General features: G+C 66.0%; 17 protein-coding genes. 4 read left to right on the forward strand and 13 right to left on the reverse strand.

The window, feature by feature from the left end; genetic code table 11:
• Positions 1–9: 9 nt before the first annotated feature.
• From ccmE to ccmA, 5 genes are read right to left on the reverse strand one after another with little or no spacing between them, the layout of a single operon-like run.
• Complete coding sequence (gene ccmE / locus AA0Z93_RS01070) at positions 10–465, reverse strand: cytochrome c maturation protein CcmE (RefSeq protein WP_413046777.1); 456 nt, start codon at positions 463–465, stop codon at positions 10–12.
• A complete protein-coding gene (gene ccmD, locus AA0Z93_RS01075) occupies positions 462–638 on the reverse strand; it encodes a heme exporter protein CcmD (RefSeq protein WP_413046776.1) in 177 nt (58 codons plus the stop codon). The genes ccmE and ccmD overlap by 4 nt, the downstream gene beginning before the upstream one ends.
• Positions 635–1,402 carry a heme ABC transporter permease gene (locus AA0Z93_RS01080; protein WP_413046775.1) on the reverse strand — a complete coding sequence of 256 codons (768 nt, stop codon included), beginning with the start codon at positions 1,400–1,402 and terminating at the stop codon, positions 635–637. The genes ccmD and AA0Z93_RS01080 overlap by 4 nt, the downstream gene beginning before the upstream one ends.
• Before the next feature lie 46 nt (positions 1,403–1,448).
• Positions 1,449–2,117 (reverse strand): heme exporter protein CcmB, encoded by a 669-nt coding sequence (gene ccmB / locus AA0Z93_RS01085; RefSeq protein ID WP_413046774.1) that lies wholly within the window; start codon positions 2,115–2,117, stop codon positions 1,449–1,451.
• Complete coding sequence (gene ccmA, locus AA0Z93_RS01090) at positions 2,114–2,746, reverse strand: cytochrome c biogenesis heme-transporting ATPase CcmA (RefSeq protein WP_413046773.1); 633 nt, start codon at positions 2,744–2,746, stop codon at positions 2,114–2,116. Before ccmA ends, ccmB begins: the two co-directional genes overlap by 4 nt.
• Positions 2,747–2,953: 207 nt before the next feature.
• Between ccmA and AA0Z93_RS01095 the strand changes: the two genes are divergently transcribed.
• From AA0Z93_RS01095 to AA0Z93_RS01110, 4 genes are all read left to right on the forward strand, one after another.
• On the forward strand, positions 2,954–4,525 hold the full coding sequence (locus tag AA0Z93_RS01095; protein ID WP_413046772.1) for a flagellar hook-length control protein FliK: 1,572 nt from the start codon (positions 2,954–2,956) through the stop codon (positions 4,523–4,525).
• Positions 4,522–4,854: an EscU/YscU/HrcU family type III secretion system export apparatus switch protein gene (locus AA0Z93_RS01100; RefSeq protein WP_413046771.1), complete on the forward strand. Its 333-nt coding sequence runs from the start codon at positions 4,522–4,524 to the stop codon at positions 4,852–4,854. The genes AA0Z93_RS01095 and AA0Z93_RS01100 overlap by 4 nt, the downstream gene beginning before the upstream one ends.
• Positions 4,855–4,913: 59 nt before the next feature.
• Positions 4,914–7,652: a dermonecrotic toxin domain-containing protein gene (locus tag AA0Z93_RS01105; RefSeq protein ID WP_413046770.1), complete on the forward strand. Its 2,739-nt coding sequence runs from the start codon at positions 4,914–4,916 to the stop codon at positions 7,650–7,652.
• A 177-nt stretch (positions 7,653–7,829) separates the two neighbouring features.
• Positions 7,830–10,592 carry a dermonecrotic toxin domain-containing protein gene (locus AA0Z93_RS01110; protein WP_413046769.1) on the forward strand — a complete coding sequence of 921 codons (2,763 nt, stop codon included), beginning with the start codon at positions 7,830–7,832 and terminating at the stop codon, positions 10,590–10,592.
• 97 nt (positions 10,593–10,689) lie between these two features.
• On the opposite strand, the gene AA0Z93_RS01115 is transcribed toward AA0Z93_RS01110, so the two are convergent.
• From AA0Z93_RS01115 to AA0Z93_RS01150, 8 genes are all read right to left on the reverse strand, one after another.
• Complete coding sequence (locus tag AA0Z93_RS01115) at positions 10,690–11,085, reverse strand: DUF2802 domain-containing protein (RefSeq protein ID WP_413046768.1); 396 nt, start codon at positions 11,083–11,085, stop codon at positions 10,690–10,692.
• Between the two features lies 1 nt (position 11,086).
• Positions 11,087–11,566: a chemotaxis protein CheW gene (locus AA0Z93_RS01120; protein ID WP_296264255.1), complete on the reverse strand. Its 480-nt coding sequence runs from the start codon at positions 11,564–11,566 to the stop codon at positions 11,087–11,089.
• 44 nt (positions 11,567–11,610) lie between these two features.
• The gene (locus tag AA0Z93_RS01125) at positions 11,611–12,507 is read right to left on the reverse strand and encodes a CheW domain-containing protein (RefSeq protein WP_413046767.1); all 897 of its coding nucleotides are present in this window, start codon (positions 12,505–12,507) and stop codon (positions 11,611–11,613) included.
• Positions 12,507–13,295: a ParA family protein gene (locus tag AA0Z93_RS01130; protein WP_296264257.1), complete on the reverse strand. Its 789-nt coding sequence runs from the start codon at positions 13,293–13,295 to the stop codon at positions 12,507–12,509. Before AA0Z93_RS01130 ends, AA0Z93_RS01125 begins: the two co-directional genes overlap by 1 nt.
• A gap of 78 nt (positions 13,296–13,373) precedes the next feature.
• Positions 13,374–14,231, reverse strand: coding sequence for a flagellar motor protein MotD (gene motD, locus AA0Z93_RS01135; RefSeq protein WP_413046766.1), 858 nt, complete (start codon positions 14,229–14,231; stop codon positions 13,374–13,376).
• Between the two features lie 2 nt (positions 14,232–14,233).
• Positions 14,234–14,974, reverse strand: a complete 741-nt coding sequence (locus AA0Z93_RS01140) for a flagellar motor protein (protein ID WP_413046765.1) — start codon at positions 14,972–14,974, stop codon at positions 14,234–14,236.
• Complete coding sequence (locus AA0Z93_RS01145) at positions 14,974–16,125, reverse strand: protein-glutamate methylesterase/protein-glutamine glutaminase (RefSeq protein ID WP_413046764.1); 1,152 nt, start codon at positions 16,123–16,125, stop codon at positions 14,974–14,976. Before AA0Z93_RS01145 ends, AA0Z93_RS01140 begins: the two co-directional genes overlap by 1 nt.
• Positions 16,126–16,170: 45 nt before the next feature.
• Entirely contained in the window at positions 16,171–18,516 is a 2,346-nt protein-coding gene (locus AA0Z93_RS01150) for a chemotaxis protein CheA (RefSeq protein ID WP_413046763.1), read from the reverse strand.

Here is an 18,516-nt window from a genome sequence, read left to right on the forward strand (position 1 = left end):
AGGCCGCGTTCATGGGCGGACCTGCGTGTCGGTGCCGGCCTGGCCGTTTTCCTTGAGTGCCTTGGTCACTTCCGGGGGCATGTACTTTTCGTCGTGCTTGGCCAGCACTTCGTCGGCCACCACTACACCGTCGGCGTCGAGTTTGCCCAGGGCGACGATGCCCTGCCCTTCACGGAACAGATCGGGCAGGATGCCGCGGTAGGTGATGGGCACCGACTTGTTGAAGTCGGTGACCACGAAGCGCACGTCGAGCGAGTCGCCGGAGCGCTGCACCGAGCCCTGCTCGACCATGCCGCCGGCGCGGATGCGGGTATCGCGCGGCGCTTCGCCGTTGGCGATCTGCGTCGGGGTGTAGAACAGGTTGATGTTCTGTTGCAGGGCGCTCAGGGCGAAGCCCACGGCCAGGGCCACACCGGCCACCAAGGCGAGGATGATGAACAGACGTTTCTTGCGCTGCGGATTCACGGAGTGCTCTCCCGGCGCAGACGACGCGCCTCTTCTTGCAGGTAACGCCGCTGGGCGCGCCAGGGCGCGACGACGTTGATGGCCAGCACCAGCAGGCAGAAGCCGTAGGCCGACCACACGTACAGACCATGGTGGCCCATGGCGATGAACTCAGGCAGCGAAGCGAAACTCATCGGTGCGCCTCCCGCCCAAGGGCTTTGCAGACCTCGTCCCTGACCCAACTGGCCCGCGCTTCGCGCTTGAGCACTTCCAGGCGCATGCGCAGCAGCAGCAGCACGCCGAACAGGCAATAGAAGCCCAGCGCGGTGAACAGCAGCGGCAGCCACATTTCCATGGGCATCGCCGGCTTTTGCGTGAGGGTGAAGGTGGCGCCCTGGTGCAGGGTGTTCCACCACTGCACCGAATATTTGATGATCGGGATGTTCACCACACCGACGATGGCCAGCACCGCGCAGGCCTTGGCCGCGCTGTCACGATTGCCGATCGCCTGGCCCAGCGCGATGATGCCGAAGTAGAGAAACAGCAGGATCAGCATCGATGTCAGGCGGGCATCCCACACCCACCAGCTGCCCCAGGTCGGTTTGCCCCAGATCGCTCCGGTGACCAGCGCCAGGGCGGTCATCCAGGCGCCGATGGGCGCGGCGCATTGCAGCGCGACGTCGGCCAGCTTCATCTTCCAGACCAGGCCCACGGCGCCGGCGACCGCCAGCATCACGTAGCAGGACTGGGCCAGCATGGCTGCCGGCACATGGATGTAGATGATGCGGAAACTGTTGCCCTGCTGGTAGTCCTCGGGCGCGAAGGCCAGGCCCCAGACCATGCCGATGCCCAGCAGCAACGCCGCGGCGATGGCCAGCCAGGGCAGCAGACGACCGCTGATGGCGTAGAACCATTTGGGCGATCCGAGTTTGTGGAACCACGTCCAGCTCATTTTCATCAGGGTGCATCCAAGTGTGTGCCGGGCTTTCATTGCGCGGTGCTCGTTATTCGCCGACGCTGATCTTCAGCCCGGCGGCAATCGCAAAGGGGGCCAAGGTCAGGGTCAGGGCCGCCAGGCTCGCCAGCCATAGCAGCTGGCCGGTGGCGGGCATAGTGTGCAGCGCCGCTTGCAGCGCACCACTGCCCAGGATCAATACCGGTATGTACAGCGGCAGGATCAACAGGGCCAGCAGCAGGCCGCCGCGCTTGAGCCCCACCGTCAAGGCCGCGCCCACCGCACCCAACAGGCTCAGGACCGGGGTGCCCAGCAGCAGCGAAGCCAGCAATACCGGCAGGCAGGCGCCGGGCAGGCCGAGCATCAGGGCCAGCAAGGGCGCCAACAATACCAGTGCCAGCCCGGAAAAGGTCCAGTGCGCGAGCACCTTGGCCAGCACCAGCAGCGGCAAGGGGTGCGGTGACAGCACCCACTGCTCCAGGGAGCCGTCTTCGAAGTCGCTGCGGAACAGGCCGTCGAGCGACAACAGCACCGCCAGCAGCGCCGCGACCCAGATCAGGCCCGGCGACAACGTCTGCAACTGCTGCGACTCGGGCCCCACGGCCAGCGGAAACATGGCCACCACGATGGCGAAGAACACCAGCGGGTTGGCAAGCTCCGCCGGGCGACGGCAGAGCAGGCGCGCTTCGCGGCGCAGCAGCAGGAGGAATACGCTCATGCCGCGCCCTGCCCCAGGTTCAACTCGCGATAGCCAGGCGGGCGCTCGCACAGTTCGTGATGGGTGGTGAGCACCACGGTACCGCCCGCTTCGCAATGGGCGGCCAGGTGCCGTTCGAGCTGCGCTACACCGTGTCTGTCGAGTGCGGTGAAGGGTTCGTCGAGAATCCACAGGCTCGGCCCCGGCAGATACAACCGGGCCAGGGCGACACGGCGCTGTTGTCCGGCCGACAGCGTATGGCACGCCACGTCTTCGAAACCGCGCAGGCCGATGGCGGTGAGTGCCCGGTCGATGGCCGCACTGTCGGCAGGCTGGTGCAAGGCGCACAGCCAGGCCAGGTTTTCCTGGGCGGTGAGCCTGTCCTTGATGCCGGCGCTGTGACCGATCCACAGCAGCCCGGCCCCCTGTGCGCGGCGCTGCTCGGCGAGCGGCGCACCGTCGACCAGCAACTGCCCGGCACTCGGCTGCATCAGCCCGGCGAACAGGCGCAGCAGGCTGGTCTTGCCGCTGCCGTTGGGGCCGCTGACCTGCAGCAGGTCGCCCGCGCGCAGGTCGAGGTCCAAGCGCTCGAAAAGCAGGCGCCCGTCGCGTTCGCAGGCAAGGCCAATGGCCTGGAGGTGGAAGGTCACGGTACCGCCTTATGCTGTGGTGTCATCCCGGAAACTGCGGGTTCGCTCGGTCTGCAAACGCGAGCGATGCCCTTGCGCCGCCTCAAGTCGGCAGGGCCGCTGCCGTTACAGTGGCAATGACCCGCACCGGGTGGGTCGCCGCGCGGCCGGCATTATACATAGACCGCGCCTGTCCCGACGGTCAGGTTCAGCAGGTTGTATACAATCATGACCGAGATCAATAGTCTTCCCCCCCAGGCCTCTTCGACGCCGTCGAGCGCTCGACCGGCGACGAGCGGTGAGGTCTTGCGCCTGGCCGATGTCCGGGAAGGCCTGGTGCCATCCGGCACCACCGCCCAGGCCGAAGTGCTCAGCCTGCGCCAAGTGGGCCAGACGTTTCAGATGATGTTGCGCCTGACCCTGGCCAACGGCCTGCAAACACAAGTGCAGGCCAGTGCCAACCAACCTCTGCCGCTGGGCAGCCAGCTGACGGTCAGCCAGCCCCAGAGCAGCCAACTGGCCGTGACGCTGCAATTGACGGCGAGCAACCCGCAAGCGGCGCTGACCCGCCTGGACACCCGCGAGACACCGGTGGGCAGCCTGCTGCAGGGCAAGGTGCTGACCACCCAGGCCTTGCCTGCCGTGGCCGGCCAGGCGGCCGTCTACCGCTCGCTGGTGAGTCTGCTGGGCGGCACTGCGGCCGGCGCCACGTTGGCCATCGACAGCCCCCGCCCACTGCCGCTCGGCAGCCTGCTCAGCGCCCAGGTGATGGGCGACCAGTCGCTGCGTTTCGTCCCCTTGAGCGGGCGCCAGGAGCAGTTGGCCGTCGCCCAGCAGTTGCTGACCCAACAAGGCCGCCAGGCCGACTTGAACGGGGTGCTCGGCAGCCTGCAGAGCCTGGCCGACGACCCCGACGCCGGTGCGCAGTTGCGCAGCAGCGCCGAGCGCCTGCTCAACAGCCTGCCCGATGTGCGCCAACTGAGCGACAGCAAAGGCCTGGCCCAGGCCCTGGCCAGCAGCGGCGGTTTTCTCGAAGCCAAGCTCACCGGCGGGCAGACGGCGGCGCTGGCCAGCGACCTCAAGGCCAACCTGCTGCGGCTGATGGCGCAGGTCAGCCAAGCCAGTGGCGCTACGCCGTTCACGCCAAGCAACGGCGCGGCGTTGGCACCGTTGCTGCCCGGCTTCACCCGTGCCGCCCTGGGCATGCTCGGCAATGCCTCGCCGCGCCCGCAACCCGGCGGCTTCCCCCTGCCCCCGCGGCTGTTGCAGAGCCTGGAGGCCGAAGGCGACCTGGAGCAACTGCTGCGCCTGGCGGCCGGTGCCGTCTCGCGCCTGCAAAGCCATCAACTGAGCAGCCTGCAACAGACCGGCCTGACCGAAGACGGCACCTTGCAAAGCACTTGGCAGACGGAGATCCCGCTGCGCCATGGCCAGGAATTCATCCCGCTGCAAATCAAACTGCAGCGCGAAGAGCGTGAAGACACCGCCGAGCCTCAAGCCGACCGTCGAACGGCCAATGGCGAACCGAACGAAAGCGCATGGCGCATCGAACTGGCCTTCGACCTGCACCCGCTCGGCCCGTTGCAAGTACAGGCGCAACTGAACCAAGGTCGCCTGTCGGGCCATTTGTGGGCCGAACAGCCGGCCACCGTGCGCCTGCTCGACAGCCAACTGGGCGCCTTGCGCGAACGCCTGCTGGGTTGTGGCCTGGATGTGGGCGACTTGCAGTGCCACCCCGGTACGCCGCCGCAAGGCCCGCGCACCCGCCTCGAACAACGCTGGGTAGACGAGAACGCATGAACATCCCACCCCGCCAAGCCATCGCCTTGTCCTACGACGGCGAGCAGGCGCCGACCCTGAGCGCCAAGGGCGACGACGAACTGGCCGACGCCATCCTGGCGTTGGCCCGCGAGCACGAAGTACCGATCTACGAGAACGCCGAACTGGTGCGCCTGCTCGCGCGCTTGGAGCTGGGCGAGCAGATTCCCGAGGCGCTGTACCTGACCATCGCCGAGATCATCGCCTTCGCCTGGCAACTGCGCGGCAAGGTGCCGGCCGACTTCGACGCCAGCCCAAGACAACGAGATGTCACGCCGGCTGTGCCGCGCCTGCCTTACAGCACTAAATAGCCCCTCACGTCCGTGGCCCTGACCAAGCTGGCGGCTTCGTCCACCTACGAGGCCATCCCATGCAACCACTGCCACCGGAAAACCTGCCCATGATCGCGGCGGCGCTGAAAACCTTTCCGCGTCCCGACCTGCTCGCCCAGCAAGCGTTGCGTACCTGGCTGAGCCAGCGGGGCATCGAGCGCTCGCCGCTGGAGATCGACGTCGTTACCCTGCACTACCAATACAAAGCCCTGGGCGAAGGGCGTGACCATTTCCGCGAAGACGCGCTCGTCACCCAGAAGATGAACCTGGTCGAAGCGTTGCTGGGTAACTGGCAAGGGGAAACCGCCAGCGGCTATGGCGGTTTTCACTATGGAAACTGGGCGGGAAACGCTCCAATGGGCAGCGTGCACCTGGTCGAACGCCTGGAGTTGCCCAACCTGTTCTCCAATTCATCCAGCTATGCGGTGTTCAACGGTCTGTATCGAAGCGTCACGCCCTCGCAGTACGGCCCGGACAATCGTCTGGCGATCCGCGCCGAGGATTTCCAGTCGTTCATCTGGGGCCTGCAGTTCCACCACCGTTACATCGCTCAATTGGACGCTTTCTGGAACGAGCGCTTCGACTTCTACCAGCGAGCCGTCAAGATCAACTTCATTGCCGCCTGCAACGAGCAAGTCCACCATGGCAGCCTCAGCGAAGCCGGTCGCCTGATGGCGTGGCAGACGGCGGCACTGATCGCCCGCGATCCGCACCTGCGAATTTCGCTGCTCAATGTGTACGGCTACGTCAGTACCTCGATCCTGTGCCTGCACCAGGGCGACAGTGATCGCACCCTGCTCTACATTCCGGGCAATCGCTACCCCTTCCACGAATTCGTCAGCAAAAACGCCATGCGCGATTGGGTTGCGGCGCAATGCCAGGACGACCTCAAACGCAATGCGCTGTTGCAGCATTTCAGCCCGGCGGACTGGCCGGACGGTTTGGACTTCAGTGGCTTGCGCACGGCCTTGCGCGGGCTGGGGGTCTACCCGCGACGGCATCGCCTGCCCAGCGACCATCCCGGATTTGCCACCAGTGGGGTATGGCAGCCCCACGAAATCGTCGACTATCGCGCCGAGCACTACAGCCCAGCCATCGAAGGCGATGTGTTCCTGCACATCGCGCGCTGGCATCAGAAACGCTCCTATACCGATGCCGACAGCCAGATCGTCAGCAACCACCAGATCGACAAGGCCAATTGGACCAACTACCTGAAAATCGCCATGGGCATGCTTTTGCCCGTGGCCATGGCGATACCCGCGCTGTCGCCCCTGCTGGCCGTCGGCGGACTGGCCGAATTCACCCTGGGCCTGGACAAGGTGATGAACGCCACGGCCCTCGCAGACAAAGTCGATGGGGTCGAAGGGCAGGCCTTCGGTCTGCTCAACGCACTACCCCTGTCCAGCGCACTGCAAGGCCGCACCACCGGCATGTTCGGCTACTGGCGGCGCGGGTTCTTCTCCAATGCTCGGGTGAATCGTCTTCTGGGCGAGCAGATGGGGCCCGTGGCGGCGGCCGAGGCGTTCGAGATGGAGCCGGCGGAGGTCGCCTTCCGTCCCTCCGGCGCCGCATTGCTGAACAGCCAGCCCGCGGTCATTCGGCGCATAGACTCAGGCCTGCTGCACCGCTTTTCCGCTCAGTTGGCACTGCCTGACGGGTTGAGCCGCGAGTGGGTCACCTACGAGCTCGACACCGATACGTTCATCCGCGAATCCGAAGCCGCCAGGCCGGACGCCCAGCGCTGGGTCGTCAGGGATGACGCTAGCCAGGCGCTGAGCCAGCACCCAGGCAGCACTCGTGTGGTCGACGACAGCATGCGCATGGCACGGCTTCGTAGCCTGGGCATCAACCTCGACCTACCGATCGATCTCAAACAATACGCACACCTGGCCGCCACCGACATCCCGCGGCGGATCAGCAGTATCTGGACCGGTAACCGGCATTTGAGCGAGGTGTTCCTCAAAGCGCTGGCGCATAACGCCCTCGCTCTGGAGAACAGCGCCTACGAATACGAACTGCTGCTCTCGCGACAGGACTTGACGGTGTACCAAGACAACCTCGCCCTGATCCGCAAGTGGGCCCCCTCCCTAGAGGTCGTGGCCCTGGAGGAACAACCTTTCTTCGATGCTTTTGCGGTCTCTCCTTATTACCCGCACTACCAGGCGGCGCTCGGGTTATTGCCGGGCAGCGCGAGCAATTTCAGTTCGGCCTGCGACATCCTGCGCTACCGTCTGCTGGACGCTGTGGGTGGCCTCTACATCGATGTCGACGACATGCTTCTGCCACCTGATTCGAACATCGCTTCCCTGCCACCGTTGGACCGCGTACCCCTGGCGACCACACCTGACGGCCTGCTGCTGGCACCGCCGGTCTCCAACGATCAACTGGGCATGTACATCCAGTACAACAGCAGCCTGCTCGGTAGCCATGCCGGCAACCCGACGCTCACGGCCATCTCCGATGAAATCCTCAGCCGCTATCGGCAGGGCAGCGACTTCTATTTCGACCGGCCCGATCCAGAACGTGAACCGACTCGATTCAATGTCTATGCACACCGCCTCAGCCATTTGACCGGGCCTGGTGTACTCAACGATGTGATCGACCGCCAGTTGCCCTGGCTGAGTCAATTGCGCGAACTGTGCAATCTGCTGGCCTCACCCGTGCACGACATCCATCGGCAACTGAACATGAGCCAATTCTTGCGCCTCATGCGCCAATGGGTGCCCCTGGACCGCGTCGCCTCCATAGGCAGTGCGCACAGTTGGGCCCAACCGTGACACCAGGGATGCGCGCGTGACCCGCTCCCAGCCAGCCGCGAGTCGCTGCTGCCGAATGCCCGAGGGTTGCGCTCTCGGCGCGCCCGCCTGGCAGCGGCACACTCCGAGCATTATCTAACGCCGGGTCAGCGCGTCTGGAAGGGAGGCTACCGGGCTCAGACAAACCGGAGACTTCGAATGGCCACCACTTGCCTCAACATCCAGGGCGTGCAGCGCGTACGCGACCACCTCAGCCATGTGCCGCGGCCAGACCGCGAGGCCAAGCGAGCGCTGGGCAGTTGGCTGCGCGCCCAAGGTGTCGCGACCGACCCCGATCTGATCGACGTCGTCACGCTCCACCTCCGGCCCCACGGCCCGAACCGCTATCGGGCACAGCTCATGCAGCGGGTCAGCTTGCCGCAGGCAGTGCTGATCAACTGGCAAGGTGAATCCAACAACGATGTGCTCGACGCGCTGATCGCAGCGCCCTGGGCAGGCACCCTGCCCACCGATGGCACGATCGAGCTCGTGGCGTCCCTGGAACGCAACCCGTGGTACGACAACGGCCCGGCGTACGAGGTGTTCAACGGTCTGTTCAGGCGCACCGAGCCGCAGCGTTTCGACGCCACGACCTTGGTCAACGTGCGCGCCGAGTCTTTGCAGCGCCATATCGAGTCGCTGGACTTCCATACCCGCTGCAAGCGCTTGCTCCAAGGCTACTGGCATACCCATCTTCAAACCCACCGGCTGTGCTGCAAGCTCAACTTCATCGCTGCCTGCAACGAACAAGTGGCGCAAGGCAGCCTCAGCGACGCCGCCCGCCTGCTGGTCTGGCAAGCCGCCGGGCTCATTGCCCGTGGCCCGCACATGGTGGCCAGCCCGTTGAACATCTATGGCTATGCCGCGACCGACGTGCTCTGTCTGCACGACACGCACACCGACCTGATGGTGTTGTACGTACCGGGTAACAGCTCGCCCCTGCTCGAATTCGCCAGCCAGGACCTGCTGCGCGACTGGGTCGGCGACCAGTGCAAGGACCTCGCCAAACGCCAGGCCCTGAAGCGCCATTTCCGCCTTGCCGACGCGCCGCAGGGGCTGGACTTCAGCGGTCTGGACACGGCCCTGGAAGGCATCGCGGCCTACCCCGCCAGCCACCGTCTGCCGCCGGAACACGGCTTCTTCAACGACGACGGCACCTGGCCGCCCCGTACTTATGTCAACTATCGGCCCGAGCGCTACAGCCCGCCGCTGCAGGGCGACGTGTTCAACGCCCTGGCCGAGCGCCAGCGCCAGCGCAGTCTCGACGACGCCGACTTCCTCGTCACCAGCGACCGCGAGATCGCCGAGCGGCGCTGGCGCGGCTACCTCGATACCACGCTGAGTCTGCTGCTGCCGCTGGCCTTCGTGGTGCCCGGCCTGGCGCCCGTGCTGGCGATCGGCGGCATCGTGCAGATGGGCATTGGCCTGGACGAAGCCATCAACGGCAAGACGCTGGAGGACAAGCTCGATGGCGTCGGCGACATCGCCTATGGCCTCTTCAACGCCGTGCCGCTCGCCGCAGAAGGGGCGAACAAGGTGGCGCAGGCGCTGTACCGGACCTGCCGCGAAGGGTTCGTGATGCCGACCCGGCTGAACGACCAGATCGGCTACCCGCTCAGCCCCATCGATCCACCGCGCCTGCCGCCAGCGGAGGTCGCGCCCTACTTCCATCGACCCGCTCGCATCGCCCCGTTGGCCGACGGCAATGCCGCAGTGGCCCTGGCCATACGCCGCTACCCACGCTACACGGGCGAAGTGGACCTGCTGCGCGGCACCTACGAACCGGTGCCGGGTTATGGCATCGGTCTGGAACTGGTCTACGACATGGAGACCGACCTTTTCCTGCCCATGGACGATCTCAACGCGGTCGAACCGAGGTATTACGAGCCCGATCCCGCGACGGGCAATCTGCGCCGCGCCACCGCAGGCGCGCGGCCGGTCAGCCATGCCATGCGCGTCGCCACGTTGCGGGCGCTGGGCGTGGACCTGCCGCTCCCGGTCGAGCTGCCGGCCTTCGCAGCCGAGGGCGCACAGCCCATACCCAAGCGTGTGACCGCGTTGTGGGTGGGCGACAAGCAGATCGCCGACGATGTGCTGGACAACCTCGCGCACAACGCCCGTGCGCTGGCCGATAGCCCATACCAGTACCGGCTGATGCTGTCCAAGCGCGACCCTGAAGCGTTCGCCGCCAATCAGGCGCGCCTCGCTGCCCGCGTGCCGGGCCTGCACGTGCTGCCGCTGGAGGACCAGGCGTTCTATGAAGCCTTTGCGCAGAGCCCCGCCTACGCGCAGTACCAGGCGGCGATGGCAGACGGCGGTCGTGGCGCCAGCAGCTACGCGTCGGCCGCCGATGTGCTGCGCTACCCGATGCTGTATAGCGAAGGAGGGCTGTACATGGACGTGGACGACACCCTGCTGGCGCGCCCCGACGCCAGCCAAGCAGCTCCCCACGAAGCCGCACTGAACACCGTGGAGCTGGCCGCCACGCCCGACGGCCTGCTGTTGCAGCCGCCGCTGCACAGCGAAGTCATGGGCCTGGACTCGATGTACAACAACAGCATGATCGGCAGCCACCCCAACAACCCGACATTGCTGGCGATCAGCGAGGAAATGCAGGCGCGCTACCTGCGCACGGCAGACGCCTATCCACCCTGCCCCAGCCGCACCCTCGACCCGGTAGGCTTTCGCCGTTTCGCTCGGCACGTGAGCTGGCTGACGGGCCCAGCCTTGCTGACCGACGTGGTCGACCGCCTACTGCCGGACCTGTACCGGCTCCGACAGCTGTCGCAGTTGTACATGCTGCCGCGCATCAACAGCGCGCTGTTCGTCGACATCGACACGCTCAACGCGCTACGCGAAGCACGCCTGCCCCTGATGCGTGTGGCCAAGGTGGGTAGCCTGCATTCGTGGGCGGCCGACTGAGCGACCGTCGCCCTGAAAAAAAACCGCTCTGCATGAGCGGTCTTTTCAGGTGTGGCGGTATGCCGATCAGGTAACCGGTGCCGGGGAGCGCCTGGCATCAATCACCGCGGTGCAGTCTGCTCATCAATTGCGCCTCGGCCTGGGTCAGGCCACAGGTCTGGGTCAACTGCTCGACGCTCGCCCCCATCCCCACCAGTTTGGCCGCCTGGCTGAACGTGGCGTTGCTCGGGTCGCGCTGCTCCAATTGCTGCAGTCGCTCCGGCAACGTCGACACTGCGCCGCGCAGCTCATGGATGGCTTCGCCCATGCGCACGGTACCGTTCTGATAGTCGTCCAGACGTTTGGCCAGGTCCTTGATGCGCTGATCGCGCAGCGCATCGCCCTGGGCCTGCTCGGCCACCAACTGGCGCTGGCGCTTGCTGTAGTTGAGGAACAGCCACAGGCTCACGGCCCATAGCAACGCCAGGAACAGCACCGCCACCTCGAAGATCACCTCAGATGTTCTCCAGTTCCGACCACTCTTCTTCGGTCATCATCTTGTCCAGCTCGACCAGGATCAGCAGCTCGCCGTTCTTGTTGCACACGCCCTGGATGAACTTGGCCGATTCGTCGTTACCGACGTTGGGCGCGGTCTCGATTTCGGACTGGCGCAGGTAGACCACCTCGGCGACGCTGTCGACCAGGATGCCGACCACTTGCTTGTCCGCCTCGATGATCACCACGCGGGTGTTGTCGGTCACTTCGGTGGGCATCAGGCCGAAGCGCTGGCGCGTGTCGATCACGGTGACCACATTGCCGCGCAGGTTGATGATGCCCAGCACGTAGCTGGGCGCCCCCGGCACCGGCGCGATCTCGGTGTACCGCAAGACTTCCTGGACCTGCATGACGTTGATGCCATAGGACTCATTGTCCAGGCGGAAGGTTACCCATTGCAGAATCGGGTCTTCGGAGCCCTGCGCAGACGATTTTTTCATTCCCCTACCCTCGAAATCCGCCAGTGGCGGTGTGTGCGGCTGTGTCATTGGTGTTTGGCGTGCATCTGCTTGACGGCGCCACTGGCGATCAGTTCCGCCAGTTCGGCGACGTCGAGCAAGGCGCACATGTGTTCGATCACGGTGCCGGCCAGCCACGGGCGTTGGCCCCGTTGGCTGCGCCATTTGATTTCGTCCGGGTCCAGGCGCAGCGAACGGCTGACCTGGTGCACGGCCAGCCCCCACTCGTAGCCCTGTACCGAGATCACGTATTGCAGGCCTTGGCGAAAGTCCTCGCGGTAGCGGTCGGGCATCACCCAACGCGCGGTGTCGAGCACCTTGAGGTTGCCGGCCTGGCACGTAAGGATGCCGAGGAACCAGTCGGGCTGGCCGAACAACGGTGTCAGGTCCTGGCCGGCCAGTGGATAGATCGACCCCAGGCACACCAGCGGCACGGCCAGGGTCAGCCCGGCGACGTCGAACAGCAGGCACTCGAACGGTTCGGCGGCCCAGGCCGGGCGGCCGGTGTCGTTGGCCGGCGGTTGCGGCGGCAGCACGGCAGGCCGGTGCACGTCTGCGAGCGGCGCCAGCGGCTCGACGTCGAGTTCACCGATCGGGTCGTTCAGCACGGGCACGTCGGCAACCACCGGCACCGGCCCGTCGACCAGGGTCGGCATCGGTTCGGGCAACGTCAGCAGGTTGGGCACCACCACCGGTGCCGGCTCGGCGAAGGGCCGCGACGGTACGCTGGCCAGCTTTACCGGCTGGCGACGGGCATCGCGTTGCTGCTCTTCGCGCACGGCCTGGGCGAATTCGTCGGCGTCGCCGTGCGCTTGGGCGACGGGCGCGTCCGGCGGCAGCTCGGTGGCTTCCTGCAGCAACCCATCGAGGTAGGACTGCAAGGCCAGTTGCGGCTTGCTGGCGAGCGGTCGGGGTGCGTTCATCAGGCCACCTGCAAAGCGTTACGGTAGGTCAACAGGTGCTTGAGCAGCGCGCGGTAAGCGATCAGGCCGCGGCTCTTGGCATCGTGCTGGCTGGGGGTGACACCGGCGCGGCTGGCGTCGCGCAGGCGCGTATCGACCGGGATGTAGCCCTGCCAGACGTGTTCGGGATAACTGTCGCGCAGCAGCTTGAGGGTGCCCATCGACGCCTGGGTACGGCGATCGAACAAGGTCGGCACGATCTGGTACGGCAGGGCCTGCTTACGCGAACGGTTGATCATGGTCAGGGTGCTGACCATGCGTTCCAGGCCTTTGACAGCGAGAAATTCGGTCTGTACCGGGATCACCAGTTGCTGGCTCGCGGCCAGGGCGTTGACCATCAGCACGCCGAGCAACGGCGGGCTGTCGATCAAGGCGAAATCGAAATCCTGCCACAGCTGCGCCAAGCTCTTGGCGATCACCAGGCCCAGGCCGTTCTGCCCCGGCGACTGGCGCTCCAGTACGGCCAGCGCGGTGCTCGACGGCAGCAGCGAGATGCGCTCGTCGCTGGTCGGCAGCAGCAGTTGGCCCGGCAGCCCCTCGGGCACGGCGCCCTTGTGCTGGAACAGGTCGTAGCAACTGTGTTCGAGGGCATCGGGGTTGTGCCCGAAATAGCTGGTCATCGAGCCGTGCGGATCGAGGTCGACGACGATCACGCGCTTGCCCGCCTCGGCCAGCAGGCCCGCGAGTGCGATGGTCGTGGTGGTCTTGCCGACTCCACCTTTTTGATTGGCGACTGCCCAGACTCTCATGGTGCCTTGCTTCCTCCCGGACGGCCGACAGCCTTGCCGGGAACGGTTTCTTGATTCGATGACGGAGAATTGACGGGATCAGCTGTCATTCGCCGCCGCTCCGCTCGCTGGTGCACTTTGTGTGCCAGCCCGGCGCAGCGCTGCGTCCGGCGTGGCGTTGGCCGAGCCGGTGGCGGTCAGGCTGCGACGTACTTCGAGGTTGCGCGAGATCACCAGCACCACGCGCCGGTTCTGCGAACGCCCGGCGGCGGTGGCGTTGCTGGCCACCGGCTGGTATTGGCCGTAGCCCACCGAGGCCATGCGCGCCGGGTCCACCCCGTCGAGCGCCAACAGGCGCACGATGCTCGCGGCGCGTGCCGACGACAGTTCCCAGTTGGTCGGGTACTGCGCGGTGCGGATCGGCTGATCGTCGGTGAAGCCCTCGACGTGCACCGGGTTGGCGAAGGGTTTCAAAATCCCCGCCACGCGGTCGACGATGGAAAACGCCGCATCGCTGGGCATGGCGTCGCCGCTGCCGAACAGCAACGAGGAGTTGAGCTCGATCTCCACCCACAGTTCGTTGCCGCGCACGGTCATCTGCTTGCCGGCGATCAGGTCGCCGAAGGCGGCGGTGACTTCGTCGGTGATGGCCTTGAGCGGGTCGTTGGCGGTCTGCCCCAGGCCCGCGTCGGTCTGCTCGCTGTCTTTGATCAACGGCTGCGCCGGGCGCGTGCTGAGCGGCCGCTCTTCACCGATGGGGATCGGCCGCATGCTGCGCTCGGGCGCGTTGAACACGCCCAGCAGCGCCTCGGACACCACCTTGTACTTGCCCTCGTTGACCGAGGAAATCGAATACATCACCACGAAGAAGGCGAACAGCAAGGTGATGAAGTCGGCGTAGGACACCAGCCAACGTTCGTGGTTTTCGGGTTCTTCCACATGGCGACGACGACGCATGCCTACTCCATGAAGCCTTGCAGCTTCAGCTCGATCGAGCGTGGATTCTCCCCTTCGGCGATCGACAACAAGCCTTCGAGGAGCATTTCCCGGTAACGCGACTGGCGCAGCACCAGCGCTTTCAGCTTGTTGGCCACCGGCAGGAGAATCAGGTTGGCGCTGGCCACGCCGTAGATGGTGGCGACGAACGCCACGGCGATGCCGCTGCCCAGTTGCGCAGGGTCGGCCAGGTTGCCCATCACGTGGATCAGGCCCATCACCGCACCGATGATGCCGATGGTCGGCGCATAGCCGCCCATGCACTCGAACACCTTGGCCGCTTGCAGGTCACGGCTTTCCTGGGTGAGGAAATCCACCTCGAGAATGCTGCGCACCGACTCGGGCTCGGCGCCGTCGACCAGCAGTTGCAGGCCCTTGCGGGCATAAGGGTCAGGCTCCAGATCGGCCACGCCTTCCAGGCCGAGCAGGCCTTCCTTGCGCGCCGTCAGGCTCCAGTTCACCACCCGGTCGACCCCACCGGCCAGGTCGATGTGCGGGGGAAAGAGGATCCAGCGCAGGATCTGCAACGCCCGCTTGAATGACGACAACGGCGACTGCAACAGCGCCGCCGCCAGGGTACCGCCCAGCACTATGAGCGCGGCCGGGCCGTTGATCAACGCACCGGCATGGCCGCCTTCGAGGAAATTGCCGCCGACGATGGCGACGAAAGCCAGGATCAGGCCGATCAGGCTGAGCACATCCATCAGTGGCAGGCCTCGACCAGGTGCTTGCCGATCTCGTCAAGGCTGTACACCGCATCGGCCAGGTTGGCTTTGACGATGGCCATGGGCATGCCGTAGATCACGCAGCTGGCCTCGTCCTGCGCCCACACCGTGCTGCCGCACTGCTTGAGCAGGCGCGCGCCTTCGCGGCCGTCGGCGCCCATGCCGGTGAGCACCACCGAGAGCACCTTGTCGCCGTAGGACTTGGCCGCCGAGCCGAAGGTGATGTCCACGCAGGGTTTGTAGTTCAGGCGCTCGTCGCCGGGCAGGATTTTCACCGTGCCACGGGCATCGACCATCATCTGCTTGCCGCCAGGCGCGAGCAGCGCCAGGCCAGGGCGCAGGATGTCGCCGTCTTCGGCTTCCTTGACGCTGATGCGGCACAGCTTGTCGAGGCGCTCGGCGAACGCCTTGGTGAAGGCCGCCGGCATGTGCTGGATGAGCACGATGGGCGCCGGGAAATGCGCGGGCAGTTGCGTCAGCACCCGTTGCAGGGCAACCGGCCCGCCCGTGGAGGTGCCGATGGCGACCAGCTTGTAGGCCTTGCGCCGCGGCGCGGGCGAGCTGGCGGGCGCGGCGGCGCTGGGTGCCGCAGTGCGCGACGGCAGCGGACTGCGCGCGGGGGCCGGATGGGGCGCATGGCTGGCAGGCGTGCTGGCGCTGGGGGCATGCACGGGCGCAGGGTTCGCTGCAGCGGATGCGGGGCTTGGGCTGGCGTAGCTGCCGAAACGGCGGTTGCTGCGCGACAGCGTGTGGACTTTCTCGCACAGCATCTGCCGGACCTTGTCCGGATTGCGCGAAATGTCTTCGAAATTCTTCGGCAGGTAATCGACCGCGCCGGCGTCCAGCGCATCGAGGGTGACCCGAGCGCCTTCGTGGGTCAGCGAGGAGAACATCAACACCGGGGTCGGACAGCGCTGCATGATGTGCCGCACGGCGGTGATGCCGTCCATCATCGGCATCTCGTAGTCCATGGTAATGACATCGGGCTTGAGCGCCAGCGCCTGGTCGATGGCTTCCTTGCCATTGGTCGCGGTGCCGACGACCTTGATCGCCGGGTCGCCGGCGAGGATTTCAGAGACACGGCGGCGGAAGAAACCCGAATCATCCACCACCAGGACTTTGACTACCATAAACACTCCGTTAGACGGCGCCCCTTCGCAGGCGCGCCGACGCGATCAGATACGCCGCGCGGCGTAACGCTTGAGCATGCTCGGCACATCCAGAATCAGCGCGATGCGACCGTCACCGGTGATGGTCGCCCCCGACATGCCTGGGGTGCCTTGCAGCATCTTGCCCAGCGGCTTGATGACCACCTCTTCCTGGCCCACCAGCTGATCGACCACGAAGCCGATGCGCTGGGTGCCCACCGAGAGGATCACCACGTGGCCCTCCAACTGTTCCTCGTGGGCCTGGCCCTGCACCAGCCAGCGCTTGAGGTAGAACAGCGGCAAGGCCTTGTCGCGCACGATCACCACTTCCTGGCCGTCGACCACGTTGGTGCGCGACAGGTCGAGGTGGAAGATCTCGTTGACGTTGACCAGCGGGAAGGCGAAGGCCTGGTTGCCCAGCATCACCATCAGGGTCGGCATGATCGCCAGGGTCAGCGGCACCTTGATGATGATCTTCGAGCCCTGGCCCTTGACCGAATGGATGTTGATCGAGCCGTTGAGCTGGGAAATCTTGGTCTTGACCACGTCCATGCCCACGCCACGGCCGGAGACGTCGGAAATTTCCGTCTTGGTCGAGAAGCCGGGAGCGAAGATCAGGTTGTAGCAGTCCGACTCGCTCAGGCGGTCGGCGGCGTCCTTGTCCATCAGGCCCTTTTCCACGGCCTTGGCGCGCAGGACGGCCGGGTCCATGCCCTTGCCGTCGTCGGAGATCGACAAGAGGATATGGTCGCCCTCCTGCTCGGCCGACAGCACCACGCGCCCGGTGCGCGCCTTGCCCGAAGCTTCGCGCTCCTCGGGCATCTCGATGCCGTGGTCGACCGCGTTGCGCACCAAGTGCACCAGCGGATCGGCCAGGGCTTCGACCAGGTTCTTGTCCAGGTCGGTTTCTTCGCCGACCAGCTCCAGGTTGATGTCTTTCTTCAACTGCCGCGCCAGGTCGCGAACCAGGCGCGGGAAGCGGCCGAAGACCTTCTTGATCGGCTGCATGCGGGTTTTCATCACCGCGGTCTGCAGGTCGGCGGTGACCACGTCGAGGTTGGACACGGCCTTGGACATGGCCTCGTCGCCGCTGTTCAGGCCCAGGCGCACCAGACGGTTACGCACCAGCACCAGCTCGCCGACCATGTTCATGATCTCGTCCAGCCGCGCCGTATCGACACGCACGGTGGTCTCGGCTTCGCTGGCGTGCTTTTCCGCCGGTGGCGCGGCCGGCGCACGGGCCGGGGCCGCAGGTTTGGCGGCCGCTGGCGCCGGGGCCGGCTTGGCAACGGGCGCTGGCATGGCAGAGGGGGCGACCGTTGCGGCAGTGGCGGTGTCAGCCACAGGCGCGACGCGCTCGGCGGCGAACTTGCCCTTGCCGTGCAGCTCGTCGAGCAGCGCTTCGAATTCGTTTTCGGAAATGTGCTCGTCGTTGCCGGCAGGGGCCGCTGCGACCGGGGCTGCGGTTGGCGCGGCAGCGCCCGGCGCAGCGGCGCCCGGCGTGGTAGCGCCCGACGCAGCGGCGCCCGACGCTACGGCGCCCGACAGTGCATCAGCCGTGAAGCTGCCCTTGCCGTGCAACTGGTCGAGCAAGGCTTCGAACTCGTCGTCGGTGATCTCGTCGCTGGCCGCAGCCGGTGCCGGCGCTTCGGCCGGGGCTGGCGTGGCCTTGGCCGAGAACTGGCCTTTGCCGTGCAACTGGTCGAGCAGGGATTCGAACTCGGCGTCGGTGATGTCGTCGCTTTCGCCGCCGATCGGCTCGACCGGCATCGCTTCGACGCTGGCCGCGGCGGCTGGCGACTGCGCAGCGGCGGCAGCTTCGGCCTTGACCGCGTCGAGCGAGTCGAGCAAGCGCTCGAACTCGTCGTCGGTGATGTCGCCGGCGTCGGCGGCCGGCGGCGCTTCGGCCAACGCGGCTGGAGCTGGCGCAGCGGCGACCACGGCCGGCGCCTCAGGCTCGGGCGCGGCCTGTGTTTGGGCGCCGGCCGGCTCGGCCAGGCGCGCCAGCGCCGCCAGCAGCTCAGGCGTGGCCGGCGTCACCTCGGTACGTTCGCGCACCTGGCCGAACATGCCGTTGACCGCATCCAGCGCTTCCAGCACCACGTCCATCAGCTCGGCATCCACGCGGCGTTCGCCTTTGCGCAGGATGTCGAAGACGTTCTCGGCAATGTGGCAGCACTCAACCAGCTCATTGAGCTGGAGGAAGCCGGCGCCCCCTTTTACGGTATGAAACCCGCGAAAAATCGCATTGAGCAGGTCCGCGTCATCGGGTCGGCTTTCCAGCTCGACCAGCTGTTCGGACAACAGCTCGAGAATTTCGCCGGCCTCAACCAGGAAATCCTGGAGGATTTCTTCATCGGCGCCGAAGCTCAT

Source organism: Pseudomonas phoenicis (assembly GCF_047302395.1).
Classification (GTDB): Bacteria; Pseudomonadota; Gammaproteobacteria; order Pseudomonadales; family Pseudomonadaceae; genus Aquipseudomonas.